This is a genomic window from Salinicoccus sp. Marseille-QA3875 (assembly GCF_054950095.1).
Window position 1 is genome coordinate 1,499,844 of sequence record NZ_CM143103.1, and the last position, 14,222, is coordinate 1,514,065.

Annotated in this window: 12 protein-coding genes; 6 read left to right on the forward strand and 6 right to left on the reverse strand. The window is 40.1% G+C overall.

The window, feature by feature from the left end:
* The first annotated feature begins 87 nt into the window (after positions 1-87).
* Positions 88-1,425, forward strand: a complete 1,338-nt coding sequence (glnA, locus tag ACY8DT_RS07610) for a type I glutamate--ammonia ligase (protein ID WP_462419733.1) — start codon at positions 88-90, stop codon at positions 1,423-1,425.
* Between the two features lie 25 nt (positions 1,426-1,450).
* Here the strand turns inward: glnA and ACY8DT_RS07615 are convergent, their stop codons facing one another.
* The 3 genes from ACY8DT_RS07615 to ACY8DT_RS07625 are packed head-to-tail and all read right to left on the reverse strand — an operon-like array spanning position 1,451 to position 4,786.
* The gene (locus ACY8DT_RS07615) at positions 1,451-2,641 is read right to left on the reverse strand and encodes a hypothetical protein (RefSeq protein WP_462419734.1); all 1,191 of its coding nucleotides are present in this window, start codon (positions 2,639-2,641) and stop codon (positions 1,451-1,453) included.
* A complete protein-coding gene (locus ACY8DT_RS07620) occupies positions 2,638-3,840 on the reverse strand; it encodes a DUF58 domain-containing protein (protein ID WP_462419735.1) in 1,203 nt (400 codons plus the stop codon). Before ACY8DT_RS07620 ends, ACY8DT_RS07615 begins: the two co-directional genes overlap by 4 nt.
* Positions 3,830-4,786, reverse strand: coding sequence for an AAA family ATPase (locus tag ACY8DT_RS07625; protein WP_462419736.1), 957 nt, complete (start codon positions 4,784-4,786; stop codon positions 3,830-3,832). Before ACY8DT_RS07625 ends, ACY8DT_RS07620 begins: the two co-directional genes overlap by 11 nt.
* 157 nt (positions 4,787-4,943) lie before the next feature.
* Between ACY8DT_RS07625 and ACY8DT_RS07630 the strand changes: the two genes are divergently transcribed.
* Entirely contained in the window at positions 4,944-6,044 is a 1,101-nt protein-coding gene (locus ACY8DT_RS07630) for an HAD family hydrolase (protein WP_462419737.1), read from the forward strand.
* A gap of 46 nt (positions 6,045-6,090) precedes the next feature.
* Here the strand turns inward: ACY8DT_RS07630 and serA are convergent, their stop codons facing one another.
* From serA to ACY8DT_RS07645, 3 genes are all read right to left on the reverse strand, one after another.
* Positions 6,091-7,683 (reverse strand): phosphoglycerate dehydrogenase, encoded by a 1,593-nt coding sequence (serA, locus tag ACY8DT_RS07635; RefSeq protein ID WP_462419738.1) that lies wholly within the window; start codon positions 7,681-7,683, stop codon positions 6,091-6,093.
* Positions 7,673-8,809 carry a pyridoxal-phosphate-dependent aminotransferase family protein gene (locus tag ACY8DT_RS07640; protein ID WP_462422243.1) on the reverse strand — a complete coding sequence of 379 codons (1,137 nt, stop codon included), beginning with the start codon at positions 8,807-8,809 and terminating at the stop codon, positions 7,673-7,675. The genes serA and ACY8DT_RS07640 overlap by 11 nt, the downstream gene beginning before the upstream one ends.
* A gap of 81 nt (positions 8,810-8,890) precedes the next feature.
* Entirely contained in the window at positions 8,891-9,946 is a 1,056-nt protein-coding gene (locus tag ACY8DT_RS07645; RefSeq protein ID WP_462419739.1) for an AAA family ATPase, read from the reverse strand.
* A 191-nt stretch (positions 9,947-10,137) separates the two neighbouring features.
* On the opposite strand from ACY8DT_RS07645, the gene ACY8DT_RS07650 reads away from it, so the two are divergent.
* The 4 genes from ACY8DT_RS07650 (at position 10,138) to ACY8DT_RS07665 (ending at position 14,011) form a co-directional block, all read left to right on the forward strand.
* Positions 10,138-10,944: a DUF368 domain-containing protein gene (locus ACY8DT_RS07650; protein ID WP_462419740.1), complete on the forward strand. Its 807-nt coding sequence runs from the start codon at positions 10,138-10,140 to the stop codon at positions 10,942-10,944.
* Between the two features lie 12 nt (positions 10,945-10,956).
* Positions 10,957-12,018 carry a GTPase domain-containing protein gene (locus ACY8DT_RS07655; RefSeq protein ID WP_462419741.1) on the forward strand — a complete coding sequence of 354 codons (1,062 nt, stop codon included), beginning with the start codon at positions 10,957-10,959 and terminating at the stop codon, positions 12,016-12,018.
* Positions 12,019-12,044: 26 nt separating this feature from the next.
* A complete protein-coding gene (locus tag ACY8DT_RS07660) occupies positions 12,045-13,181 on the forward strand; it encodes an ABC transporter ATP-binding protein (protein WP_462419742.1) in 1,137 nt (378 codons plus the stop codon).
* A gap of 143 nt (positions 13,182-13,324) precedes the next feature.
* A complete protein-coding gene (locus ACY8DT_RS07665) occupies positions 13,325-14,011 on the forward strand; it encodes a VOC family protein (RefSeq protein ID WP_462419743.1) in 687 nt (228 codons plus the stop codon).
* Positions 14,012-14,222 lie beyond the last annotated feature (211 nt).

The window sequence follows — 14,222 nt, forward strand, 5'->3', positions numbered from 1 at the left end:
TTTTTAACTACAAAGAACTGAAGCAGTCCCTGCCAAACCGCGGAGATTTATCAAGATTTTTCTAATACAATAAAGGAGAGTGGATGGATGAAGAACAACTACACAAGGGATGATATTAAACGTATAGCAGAAAGCGAAAATGTCAGATACATCAGACTGCAGTTTACGGATATATTGGGCACAGTCAAAAATGTGGAGGTGCCTCTAAGACAGCTGGATAAAGCCCTTGATGGAGAAATGATGTTTGACGGTTCTTCAATTGAAGGTTTTGCAAGAATTGAAGAGTCGGATATGTATTTGAAACCGGATCTTGAGACATGGTCGATTTTCCCATGGACTGCAGGTAAAGGAAAAGTCGCAAGGTTGATATGTGATATCTATACGGTTGATAATGAACCGTTTGAAGGAGATCCGCGTACAAATTTAAAAAGAGTGTTAAAAGAAATGGAAGACATGGGATATTCTGCATTCAACTTAGGGCCGGAGCCGGAATTCTTTTTATTTAAACTGGATGAAAACGGTCACCCTACTACAGAGTTAAATGATCAGGGTGGTTATTTTGATCTAGCACCTACTGACTTAGGTGAGAATTGCCGTCGTGACATTGTGCTGGAGCTTGAAGATATGGGTTTTGAAATTGAGGCGTCCCACCACGAGGTGGCAGAGGGACAGCATGAGATAGATTTTAAATATGAAGATGCTGTCAGCGCCTGTGATAACATACAGACTTTCAAACTGATCGTCAAAACAGTTGCCAGAAAGCATAATCTCCATGCGACATTCATGCCTAAACCGCTTTTTGGTATAAATGGAAGTGGAATGCATTTCAATGTTTCCTTGTTCAAAGGAAAAGAAAATGCTTTTTATGATGAAAATGATGATTTCGGTCTGAGCAGTGACATGCGATATTTTATGGCAGGAATTTTAGAGCATGCGAGAGGTTTTACGGCAGTCTGCAATCCGATTGTTAATTCATATAAACGCCTGGTACCCGGTTATGAAGCACCTAGCTATATAGCTTGGAGCGGTAAAAACCGATCACCTCTGCTGAGAATACCTTCATCCAGGAAGTTATCGACCAGAGCTGAAATACGTTCTGTCGACCCTGCAGCAAATCCTTATTTGGCCTTGGCGGTTATTTTAAAGTCAGGACTCGATGGTATTAAGAAGAAGGTTAGTTTGCCTGAGCCGGTTAATCTGAATCTTTATGAGATGACACGAGAAGAAAGAGAGGCGGTTGGTGTTGAAGACCTGCCATCAACTTTGTATACGGCTTTGAAAGCATTGAAGGAAGATAAAGTGGTCCAGGATGCTCTCGGACCCCATATCTCAAAAAGGTTTCACAGCAACAAAAGTATTGAGTGGGATATGTACCGTGCCCAGGTGACAGATTGGGAATTAAGACAATACTTGAATCAGTATTGATACAAAAAGCCGGATTGATATTATATCAATCCGGCTTTTTGTTCAAAATATCTTTAAATTCTTTTATATAAATCTCCAGTAATTTGAATTCTTCCTCAGATAACACTTTGTCTTTATAGCGCATCTTTTGATAATACTGAAGCTTGGAGATTGAAATATGATCATCCAGCGACATGCGGTTGAACCATTGCTCGATCGTTTCATCCTCATATCTGCCATAACCTTTTGATGATGCCCATTTTTCAAAATCGAAATACAACTTGCGTCCTTTGTCTGCAGGTGCTTTTTTATTTATTTTTTTATATGTTGAATTCTTATCAGCAAAGGTATGCTTCTGATGACTCACCTTGTTGTCGGTTACAACGTCACGGTTTTTAAAGTATGAACAAATGAATAAAATGATTGCGATGAAAGCGATGGCTAAAATAATAGGGCCGAATGGGATATTCAAGATTTGATTGGTTGCTGAAACGATTTCTTCGGGTGATTCATATCCATCCAGATTGGATTCCTCCTCTTCGAATGGCTCGTCCGGATACTCCAACTCGATATTTTCTAAAAAGCCAAAGAGCGGTCTCAATAGAAATACAAATGCATTCAACAGGAAAATCACCAGATAGCTTAGACCAAATATAACAAATTTATATACATATCCGGTGAAAAATGAGACTGACAGAAATATTGCTGTAAAAACTGAAATCACTTTTAAATACGACGGCAGACCGAAACCGCTGTCCATTGCCAGGCTGACAATCTTACTTATGATATATCCCATTATGGCAAGCACAAATATGAGGTTGAAGGTGCTAAAGTTTGCATCAACTTCTGCTGTGGAGAGCACTGAGATGATGATGAGCCAGATCAGAGATGCCAGTATTGCCAAAGGAGCGAGTGTGTCAGACAGGCTGTAGTGCAGCTGTTCGAGACGCCATACAGGTAAAGCACTGATCAATAATGCAGAAAGGAAGTAATCTCCTGTAAACATCAGAATAATAAAAGTTACGGGGACCAGGATGTAGATGAATTTCAGCTGGAACTTTATATTGATCAGGTGGCTGAGTATATACTGTGTCAGAACGACTGCAAGAAATAAGAGTACATGATTCCTGTCACCAGGTACATTATGAATATTTAAAAAGAGATAAATCATCAGTATAAATGCCATTTCAACAAGATATACACTTACAAATGTGGTGTGAAACTTTAAGAAGCTCATTGGCCCGCCCCCTTTAACGCATTCAGTTTAAATGGTTCCAGACCATGTTCATTCAACTGATAAATGACGGTGCCTCTGTCTATATACATTTGCAGCTCTTTGACAATCAGCGAATCGATTTCACCTGTAAATATGATATGCGTCGGGGTTTTTTCAGTCTGGTGTACAAATTTAAGGAAACGATCAAAGCTGATTGTATATGTAATTGTTTTTATACGGGCTAAAGCCTCCAGTGTTGTTCTGTAATGCATTTTGCCTGAACTTTCATCAAGGGTGAAGAAATGAGCTTGATCAAAAGTCCTCATGTTGGCCATTAACTTAAAAGGAATATTTTCCTTTGTGATTTCACCAAATATATACGCCAGTTTTTCAAAGATGATTTCAATATTATTAGGTGGAGCAAATGACTTCTCCGACCTCAGATTAATTAAAAACAGCCACGACATATGAGTCGCCTTTTCATATTCTTTCGTCATCAGTTCACCGTTTCGTGCACTCAGCTTCCAGTGGACGTCACGCAGACTGTCTGTTCTCTCATATGGCCTGCTGCCGCTTGCAAGCAGCGGGTCGTTGAATAAAGTATTCTTTTCTAAATATAATCCCTGCACGATTTTGGCTTTCAGTGTTTGATTATGTAATGCATACCGATCTGGATAGATGAGTATTTCATGGTTTGAGTGACCGACTTGCTCGAGTTTGATGTCACCGAATCCAAAAAGACGGGGAACACTTATTTTAGTATTTATAATTTTGCTCATCCCCCTGTTTCTAGCTTCGAAAGGGATTTTGATTAACGTTGATTTCCTGGGAAATACAGTGAACATAAAAGTATTCTCTGTAACATTCCTGATTTTCAATGCCTGATCATTATAAAATTTAATGTCGTCGCCAGCTGAGATATGGATTTGTGCAGATAAAATGGGCAGCCATCCCTTTTGAATGATTTTTAATTGCAAAGTGCCTTCCTGACCTTTATATTTTCTGATCTGCATCGGTGAAACTTCCACCGTCAGCTCAGCTGCAACATATTTTTCATAAATTAAGTTCAGCACTGTCATCGTAATGACAATTCCTATAATCAGCTCCAACCAGACGTTCAAATCCACAGTGAATAGCAGGTTGAATATAATCATCACGGCTATGATAAAAAAGAGTGATGCCTCAATTCTGGAATCAGTATGGACGACTCTATAATTCATCTCTTGTGACTCCAAATTCGACTGGAACTTCTGTATTATTTAAAATATTTTCGATTACTTCATCGTGGCTGGTCAGTGTCATGCCTTCGATATTAAGAACGATGCGGTGAGTTAAAACGTATGGTGCGATATACTTTACATCGTCCGGCGTTACATAGTCTCTGCCGTTGATGAGGGCGCTGCCGATACTCGCCCGCATCAGGGCGATTGTTCCGCGTGGCGATGCACCGAGTTCAATATGTTCATGACTGCGTGTCTGATGGACCAGATTGATGATATAATCTTTGACAGTATCATTAATCTCTATTTTACCGGCTAACTCTTGAATTTCCTTTATAGTTTCCAAAGTCAGCACTTGTTCTATTGAAGTTTGAATCTGTTTATTCCTGTGAAGGTCGAGCATCAGCCGTTCTTCTTCAAAAGAGGGGTAACCCAGATCTATTTTCAGAAAGAACCGGTCCATCTGAGCTTCAGGTAAATCGAAAGTCCCCTGTTTCGATTCAATCGGGTTTTGTGTAGCAAGAACAATGAAAGGTTCATCGAGGGGGTAAGTTTTGCCGTCGACGGTCACCTGCCCTTCTTCCATCACTTCCAGCAGTGCTGATTGAGTACGTGGAGTGGCACGGTTGATTTCATCTGCCAATAAAATATTGGTTTGAACAGGGCCGGGATGCAGTTCGAATTCTTTTGTTTTCGGATTGTATATATTCATACCGGTAATATCGGTCGGAAGTACATCGGGTGTAAATTGAATTCTTGAAAAATTGCCGCCCATCACCTTGGAAATGGATTTCGACAGAACGGTTTTACCTGTTCCCGGTACACTTTCAAACAGTATGTGCCCCTTTTGTATGATACTGATGAAAATCAGGTCCACCACTTCTTCCTGACCAACGATCACTTTGCCGATTTCTCTTTTCAAATCATTTAAATATGTAAGTGCCACTATAAATTATCCCCTTTATTTGTAAATTTAGTTAATATTATAACAGAGCATTCATTGGATGAAAAAGATTAATAGCAATAGTGTTCGACATTTACATATTAATGTGAGAAACTTTAATATAAATAATAGACGAAACCCGCTTTGAAGGAGGCGCATTATGTCCGTTGTAATTTTTGATGTTGATGGTGTATTTTTAAGTGAAGAAAGATGTTTTGATGTAGCTGCATTGTCTGTACATGAATTGCTTTTTAATCCAAGATATTTAAATTTGACTCAGGAAAAATTTAAAACATCTTATACGGATGAAGAAATTGCAGAAATTAGAAATAAAATCTTTTTGGACGATAAAGTTTTAAGCCGTTATAAAGAGATGGGATTAAACTCTAACTGGGACATGTTATACATATCGTTCTCGATTATTTATATCAACCTGTTGCAAGATTCAGGTATCAATATAAGCAATGTAAATATTAATAACCTTTACGAGATGGGCGAGATGCTTGGTGATGCCGAGCCGGACTACGGTAAAGTATTAGAATTTCTTGATGGTGACGAGTACACTAAAGAAACGATTTATGATGGCCTGGTAAACTATGCAACTTCGTTGAAATACCTGAATGAAAAAGATGATTTCAGAACAAACAGCAAATTATGGCATTTAGGGCAGCACATATATCAGGAATGGTATCTCGGCAGTGAAAGGATGAGAAAGAAGGACAGCGACCTTCCTATAGAAGGCGATAAGGAAGGCTTCCTTCACCAGGAAGAATGGCTTGCTCCTATTGATGGAATAGAAAGCATGCTGAAAAATCTTCTTGACGCAGATAAGACAATAGGTATTGCCACAGGTCGTTCAAGAGAAGAAACTCTCATACCTTTTGAAGCGGCAGGGCTGCTTAAATACTTTGAAGATCAAAGGATTTCCACAGCTTCTGAAGTAAAAGAAGCAGAAGGCCAAAAAGGAGTGGATCGTCAATTGTCCAAACCGCATCCTTACAGTTACTTGTGGACGCTTTACGAACAGAATGAAGCGTACTTTGAAGAGTCCGTCAAAGGAGAAAATGTATCTGAAGAGAAAGTATATGTTGTCGGAGATTCGGTAGCAGATTACTTCTGTGCGGAGAAGATGGAAGTTGAATTTATAGGAACACTTACAGGTTTGACAGGGGACGACATCATTCCGACTTTCACAGACCTCGGAGTACAAAGAGACAACCTGGTCCCGGACGTTCTCCATGTTGAAAGTTTAGTCAAATAAATAAAAACACCGCCGATATTTGATTTCGGCGGTGTTTTTCGCTGTATTATAAGTTCAAATCCACTTGACGTACATTTTTGAATCCATTTATACCTTTTAAATCTTCCAATGCTTCTTCGCTCACTGCAGAATCCAGTGAAAGTGAAAGGAGGGCAGCGCCGCCTTCATTTGATCTGCCAAGCTGCATGCTGGCGATATTGACTGCATGTTTGCCGAGAATGACACCCATGTCTCCAATGACGCCGGGGCGGTCGATATGGTTGATGATGAGTATATGTCTTGTCGGCTTGATGTCGACCTGGTAGTCATCAACTTTGACGATGCGTTCACCATATCCGTCCAGGACACTTGCGCCAAGAACCAGGTTTTCTTCATTGTTGGACAATTCAACTTCCAGATAATTATTATATCCTTTTGTTTTTCCTTTTTTCTCCACTTTGTATGTGACATCCTGCTCCTGCAGGAAATAGAGCGCGTTGATGATATTCACACTTTCACCGAAATGGGGGCTCAGTAAGCTCGCAATAAATGAGCGTGTGAGCATGCTTGTGTCATCGACAGCAATATCGCCATGATATTTCAATCTGATTTCATTAGGCGGCTGATTCATCAATTGAATGCCCACTGAGCCCATATGATTCGAGATGTTGATATAAGGCTTCAATTCCTTGCTGATATTTTCACTGATACGTGGTGCGTTGACCGCGTGAATAATCGTATTGTTTTCAAGGATCTGTATGATTTCCCGGGAAATGCTGACTGCGACCTTTTCCTGGGCTTCGATTGTTGAAGCACCAAGATGGGGCGTGACCACAACATTTGGATGTGAGAGCAACTCCATCTCAGTCGGAGGTTCCTCTTCAAATACATCCAATGCCGCACCGCCGATTTTACCTTCTTTCAACGCTGTCAGTAAGTCTGCTTCATCAATGATGCCGCCGCGTGCGACGTTGATCAGGCGGAGGTTCGGTTTACAGTTTTCAAAGAAGGCTGCTCCGACGATACCTTTAGTCTGCGGTGTCAGCGGGGTGTGTACTGTAACAAAGTCAGCAACTTGTGCAATCTCATCCACTTCCATCTTCTCTATCTCTGATTCTTTTGCTTTCTCATCGGATAAATAAGGGTCAAAAGCCACTATTTTCATACCGAAAACCTGGGCACGGCGTGCAACACCAAAACCGATTTTACCAAGACCGATGATGCCGAGAGTTTTGCCATATAATTCGACGCCTTTATGTGCACTGCGGTTCCATAATCCTTCCGACAATTCTTTATGAGCTTCAGGAATGTCTCTGGAAAGGGAGAGCATCATGGCCATCGTATGCTCTGTTGCTGAGATTGTATTGCCATCCGGTGCGTTGACTACGATTACACCGAGCTTTGTTGCTGCATCGATATCGATATTATCAACGCCGACACCTGCACGGGCGATCACTCTTAGTGAGCGGGCATGCTGAATGATTTTTTCTGTAATTTTAGTCTGGCTGCGAACAATGACAGCATGATAGTCATAAACAATTTTTATAATTTCATCTTCTGTCAGACCAGTATTGATATCCACCTGATAATTTGGATGATTGATAAGTTCACTGATACCATCTTCGCTTACCGGATCCAGAACAAGAACTTTATAAGTCATTAAAAAATACCTCCTGGGCTTTTGTTATTGCTTTGCCGTAATAATTCTCTTTGCGATACTTGCTTAATATACCTTCCATTGCACTTAAGACGACGATGATATCAGCGGGGAACATATAGCCCATATGGCCGATACGAAGAATTTTGCCTTTCAGATGTTTCTGCCCTCCAGCTATCGTTATACCGAAGTTATTTTTCAACTCATCTTTGATGTGCGAAAGCTCGTCAGACGAGGATTTGAACGCTGTAACAGTAGGCGATGCAAACTCATCTTCTACAAGGAGTTCCAAATCAAGTGCTTTCAGACCAGCTCTTAACATATCTCTCATTTTAAGGTGTCTTTCGAAGACATTTTCGAGGCCTTCTTCTGCGATTGAATCGAGTACGGCTTCCAAACCTTGTATCAGAGATACTGCAGGTGTGAAAGGTGTCGTATCTTTATCCAAAGAATCGAAATACTGATTCAAGTCCAAGTAAAATCTTGGAATCTCGTTGCTCTCTACTTTTTGTTTAGCTGTCTGATTCATGGCAACGAATGCCAGTCCTGGGGGGAGCATCAAAGCTTTCTGACTCCCTGAAATCAGACAGTCGATATTTGATTCCACCATGTTGAATTTTGTACCGCCGACGCTGCTCACTCCATCAACGATAAACAAAGTGTCCTTATTGTAACCTTTGACGATCTGACCGATTTCCGTTATTGGATGTAAAACTGCAGTGGATGTTTCACAAGCCTGTGAAACAACAACTTTTATATTGTCTAACTTAGATAGAAAATCTTTGAAGTGGTCGGGATCTACCGCATTTCCCCACTCCACTTCATAAGTATGGACATTATATGGGTATGTTTCGGCAATTGAACGGAACCGGGCGCCGAAAGCACCACTTACAATAACGACTACATCTTCATCCGGTGCAGCTAAATTCACCATTGCCGCTTCCAATGAACTTGTTCCGCTTGACGATAAGATCACCACATCATCTTTTGTTCCGAATACATCCTTGATCTTCGGCTTGATGCTGCTCATCAAGTCGGTAAAATCACTTGAACGGTGACCGATCATTTCTTCAGCCATACGCTGATTTACATTTTCCGGGATGGGTGTTGGACCGGGGGTCATTAACATTTTCTTTTGCAATCTGAATTCCTCCTATGATTAAGCTTAGTTATATAATATCGTAATTTTTAGAAAATAAACATATTGTTATTAATTATCTTTGCCGTCTGCGAGCATTTTATCTACAAGTGAGTGTGCTTCCTGATAAATATCTTTATATGATGTACCGCTCAATTCGTGAGTCAGCTTCAAAAGATTATTATTTTCGATTTCTTTTAAAAGTTCTTTATAGACGATGTTATCATATTCAACGTCTTCAGCCGGAGGCAATAATAATACAAGGGACCAGTTCTGAAGCTTAATATAATAATCGAATACATCATATAATCGATTGGAAGCTTCATTTGAATCGGACAGTTTGGTCATGACTTTGGCAGTCATGACGTCGGTATCTGCAAAGAAAACTTTTCTGGTTGCAGGTGAATGAATATTTTTCCGGTTGATATCGAACTGGCCGATACCAATGGCATGAAAATCTTTTACATCCAGCTCTTCCGAACGGACCTGATGTTCAACCTGGTAGTCTTTCTTATACTCGACAGAATAACTCGTAGAATAACGCCTTGCCAAATCCTGTACCAGTTTTGATTTACCTGTATTAGGCGCACCGGTAACCAAAACGTTCTGAACAAAGAATCGGCGGAAAGGCCGGGTGACGTAGTCCCAGTTTATCAATGCGGACTCTCTGATATTTGTGCCGCTGATTTTAAGGATTTGTCTGTCTACAAGGATGACATTTGTTGAAACATTTTTCCAATATTTTGTGTAAAAATATTTTAGAGGCTCAATATATTCCTCTTCTCCCACATAAAATGTCAGATCAATCATGTCATCAGATGGATATGGCAGATTGCCCTTAATGATATCAGACATCTTTTCCAGCCACAGTTGCCAGCCTTTCGGATATCTGGGTATTTCCGTTTCATCCAATTTGAGTACTGTGACATTTTCATCACCGGCACATAACTGCCTCATCGCTTTTACGCGGTGATTCAGGTTCATTCCATGTTCGTCCCCGCGGTCTCCTTCATAGCCGCTGACAATGACCAGGGCATGGTCATTTTCCCTTTTCGCACGGATGATCTGTTCGAAATGTCCGACATGACATGGTGCAAATGTACCAAAATAAACGCCTAGACTTTTCATGTATACAACTCCTAAAAAATATATAATGCGTTAACAGCTCCATTATACTCCTAATTCATGAAACTTTAATTTTATTTGTGCTACAATCATTCTATAATATGAAAGCCATGCTAAAAATGAATGAAATTTTACGTTATAAAGAGTGAGGAAATAGTATGTTTAAATGGATGAACCTCTTCAGAGGGTTTTTAATGGGGATTTGTGAAATCATCCCCGGGGTGAGCAGTGGTACAATGGCATTGCTGCTCGGAATATATGAACAGTTTTTAGGCGCGATCGGCCATATTGTCTCAAAACACTATAAGAAATCAATTATATATCTGCTGCCACTGGTAATAGGGATGGGTACTGCAATACTCACAATGTCTTCATTGATGGATTATTTACTGACGCAGTATACTATACCGACCCACTGGTTTTTCATAGGGATGGTACTCGGCGTCATCCCTATGATGTTCAGTATATCGAACTACAAAGTGGAATTTAAATCGATACATTATATTTTGATGGGTTTAGCAATAATACTCTTATATTGGTTATCGACCGCAGGTGAAAATGGTACTTCAATAGAGAGTATCGACATTTCATTATTAATGCTGATCGGATTGTTTTTCAGCGGAATGCTGGCTTCAGCAGTGATGCTGCTTCCCGGAATTTCCGGCTCGCTTGTTTTATTAATAATCGGGGCATACCCGATTATTATGAGAGCAATCAGTGAGTTCACTTCATTAAACTTCGAAGTTTTACCGGTATTGATTGCTACAGGACTTGGAATTGTATCCGGTCTGCTGCTTGCGGGCAGAGGCATTCAATTTTTACTCAGGAATTACACATATATCATGTATGCCATAATCATCGGCCTCTTATTCGGTTCGGTTTTCCCGATATACCCGGGTCTGCCTGATACAGCAAGTATCTGGGCTGCATCGATTGTTTCATTATCTGCAGGATTGGCAATAAGTAATTATATGGGAAGTAAAAACAAACAAAGTATATGATGAGGTGATAGGATGTCACATGAACATCCTTTGGTTGAAGATTTTTTTGAATATGTGAAAAGCTCAATCGATTACAGAATCGCTGTGATTGGGCAGGTGGATGCAGGAAAAAGTGCTTTGATAAGTGCTTTGACAGGTGAAGATTCGCACATATCAACTGAAACCGACGCTACAAGAGATGTAATAGGCTATTCCTATAAAGACAAGGGGCAGCTGCTCGATTTTCCAGGTGTCGGTACGACCGAATTTTCCCCAAAACAATATAAGAAACTTCTGAAAAAATATAAAGTGAAACATGTACTTTATGTTTTTTCATCCAAGATCAGGGACGTAGACGAAAAGATTATAAAGTTTCTTGCTAAAAATAACATTAAAGTTACATTCATCTACAGTAAATTGGATACTTTAACCGATGTTTCAGGTAAATATGACCAGTCCTTACTGATGCAGGAAAAAAACTCGGAATTGCATGTCACTTTTAAAAAGTTGATTAATGATCCACTTAAGTATCACTTTATCAGTGTGAAAGATAATCGGGGTATTGAAGAGTTGAAAACTTCGATTGCAAAGTACTTGAAGTCCAAAGATGAAATATTTCAAAAGCATGTTGAAAGCTCAAAGTATTTCAATAAATTTTTGAATAAAAAAAGCAATGCCCTTGCAGCAAAACTGCTGACACCGGGTTTTAAAGACCTTATATTAAGCAGGGAATTTAAAACGATAGAACAAAAGACGAGAAGTCATTATCATTTAGATGAAGATGATGCAGAAATGGTCGGGGAGCGTCTGCCGCGCGTCATTGATTTCGTCAACGAGGTTAAGGAAAGCAATAAGGCTGAGAGCAATTACCGCAAGATGATCGGTCCGCTGACAACATTGATTTCAACGGTATTGAAAGTCAGAAAGCTGAATGTGATCACATTTATCTTATCCACCTTCGGGGAAGCTGGGGTCAGAGCATTTTATCCCATGCTGCGGGGCGTATTCGAGTATGTGCGTGCAATCAATGATCTGGCAGGCGACGTACTCGAAGCGCATTTAAAAAATAGAGTGATAAGAAGAGACAACTGCTAAAAAGATTTTATAAAAGAGGCGACCAGATGGCTGAATTGAGACTTGAAAATGTAAGGAAAATTTATGACAGTGGTTCGGAAGTTGTACGGGACTTCAATCTGGATATAAGTGATGGTGAATTCATAGTTTTCATCGGTCCTTCCGGGTGCGGGAAATCTACAACTTTAAGAATGATCGCGGGCCTTGAAGAAATCACGGATGGTGATTTTTATATCGATGGCAAAAGAATGAATGAAATTGAGCCGAAAAACCGCGATATCGCGATGGTTTTTCAAAATTATGCATTATATCCCCATATGAGTGTTTATGACAACATGGCATTTGGTCTGAAGATCAGAAAAACCTCTAAAAAGGATATCAAAAAACAAGTTTATGACGCTGCAGGCATTTTAGGGCTTACAGAATATTTGGAACGTAAGCCGAAAGCACTGTCAGGCGGACAGAGGCAGCGAGTTGCTTTGGGAAGAGCGATCGTCCGTAATCCAGGTGTGTTTCTAATGGATGAACCTTTGTCAAACCTCGATGCCAAACTAAGAGTGCAGATGCGCTCTGAAATCATCAAGCTGCACAAACGACTCAATACGACAACGATTTATGTCACGCATGATCAGACTGAAGCTATGACCATGGCTTCCAGAATTGTAGTGCTTGATAAAGGGGATATTATGCAGGTCGGTACACCTAAAGAAGTATATGATCTTCCGGAAAACATTTTTGTTGCAGAATTCATAGGTTCCCCTCCTATGAATATTTTTGACGCAGAGCTTCATGACGGCGATCTTTTTATCGGTAATAATATATTTCAAATACCTGAAGATAAAAAAAAGATGCTGATTGATCAAGGTTATGACAATAAACCGGTTAAATTTGGTATACGACCTGAGGATATAAAGAGTGAAGCACAATATGTCAAAGAATCACACTCAAGCTTTGATGCAGGAGTCAAAGTGTGTGAACTCCATGGTGCGGACACCATGATCTATGCCGATCTATATCATCAGGAATATATGGCAAGAATCGATGCCCGTCATAATATTGAAGCCGGTGATAAGAGAAGGTTCGCATTTGATATGGAATGCGGGCATTTCTTCGATGCCGAATCAGAACAACGTATAACAGTAAAAAAGCTGCAGGAAAAATCCTGTGATGCTTTAAAAACTTAGCATTTCTACAAAAGCCGATATGATTACACATCAGAATGTAATCATATCGGCTTTTTATTTTCATGAAAATGGTATAAAATACATGACAATACAAAAAAGTGCTTAAAATGTTATGATTATATATGAAAATGAGGTGGCTGATTATGATTAAGTTCGATCACATCATACATTATGTAAACCAATTGGATGATGTAAAAGAAGAGGCACCATTGCCCATCCACACAGGCGGTGTCCATACCCGTCTGGGCACAGAGAATCTATTGTCTTATATTGATACACGTTATATAGAATATATATCCATCAAGGATGAGAAACTGTTTACCGATCATGTCCGTGAAGCGGAAGACTCTTTTGCCAAAGCGATCTATAAAACGAACTATACAAATGATTTCATCCGCTATGCACTCGCTGCTGAAGATATCGTCATGCTGCGTGACCGTTACCGGGCACAGGGCTATGAAACGCTCGGCCCGCTGTATATGGAAAGGGAAACAGAAGGTGAAACGCTGCGCTGGTCTTTATTATATATAATGCATGAAAGAATCATGTTCCCATTTTTCATCCAGTGGGAAGAACCGGAAAGTGCACGAATTGAACGTATAAAAAGCTTTGGAGCCGAGATGGAACCTTCAGAGATGATCATTAAGCAGGAAGTTGAAGATGTGGCAGAATGGCGCGCTTTCTTCGATGTGATCGGTGTGTGGCAGGGAGAGATAGACGATCGAACAACGATTGAATTGTCAGAAGGTGATAATCCGGCCATATCCATTGAAGTGGGCATGGCCGGTAAGAGTGGAAAATATATGGGCGCAGATTATAAGTTTATATAAAGCATATAACCCAAATGCGAAAGTGCGGTTAACATAGTGATTATGCTGAATATCCTGATTTCCCGCGAGCCGCCTACCAACAGATAGGCTATAGATAACATAAAAGAGACAATGGAAAGAATGATACGTAAACTTAACAGCTGGATAAAGCCGGTATCGGCGTATTGTCCCATTTCCAACATGCTGGCTACATTCAATAAAATTAAAATGA

Excerpts from the sequence above, each read along its gene's own strand:
- ACY8DT_RS07645 (WP_462419739.1), bottom strand. The coding sequence starts at position 9,946 with ATGAAAAGTCTAGGCGTTTATTTTGGTACATTTGCACCATGTCATGTC.
- ACY8DT_RS07660 (WP_462419742.1), top strand. The coding sequence starts at position 12,045 with ATGGCTGAATTGAGACTTGAAAATGTAAGGAAAATTTATGACAGTGGT.
- ACY8DT_RS07630 (WP_462419737.1), top strand. The coding sequence starts at position 4,944 with ATGTCCGTTGTAATTTTTGATGTTGATGGTGTATTTTTAAGTGAAGAA.
- ACY8DT_RS07640 (WP_462422243.1), bottom strand. The coding sequence starts at position 8,809 with ATGTTAATGACCCCCGGTCCAACACCCATCCCGGAAAATGTAAATCAG.
- glnA (WP_462419733.1), top strand. The coding sequence starts at position 88 with ATGAAGAACAACTACACAAGGGATGATATTAAACGTATAGCAGAAAGC.
- ACY8DT_RS07620 (WP_462419735.1), bottom strand. The coding sequence starts at position 3,840 with ATGAATTATAGAGTCGTCCATACTGATTCCAGAATTGAGGCATCACTC.
- ACY8DT_RS07615 (WP_462419734.1), bottom strand. The coding sequence starts at position 2,641 with ATGAGCTTCTTAAAGTTTCACACCACATTTGTAAGTGTATATCTTGTT.
- serA (WP_462419738.1), bottom strand. The coding sequence starts at position 7,683 with ATGACTTATAAAGTTCTTGTTCTGGATCCGGTAAGCGAAGATGGTATC.
- ACY8DT_RS07655 (WP_462419741.1), top strand. The coding sequence starts at position 10,957 with ATGTCACATGAACATCCTTTGGTTGAAGATTTTTTTGAATATGTGAAA.
- ACY8DT_RS07665 (WP_462419743.1), top strand. The coding sequence starts at position 13,325 with ATGATTAAGTTCGATCACATCATACATTATGTAAACCAATTGGATGAT.
- ACY8DT_RS07650 (WP_462419740.1), top strand. The coding sequence starts at position 10,138 with ATGGGGATTTGTGAAATCATCCCCGGGGTGAGCAGTGGTACAATGGCA.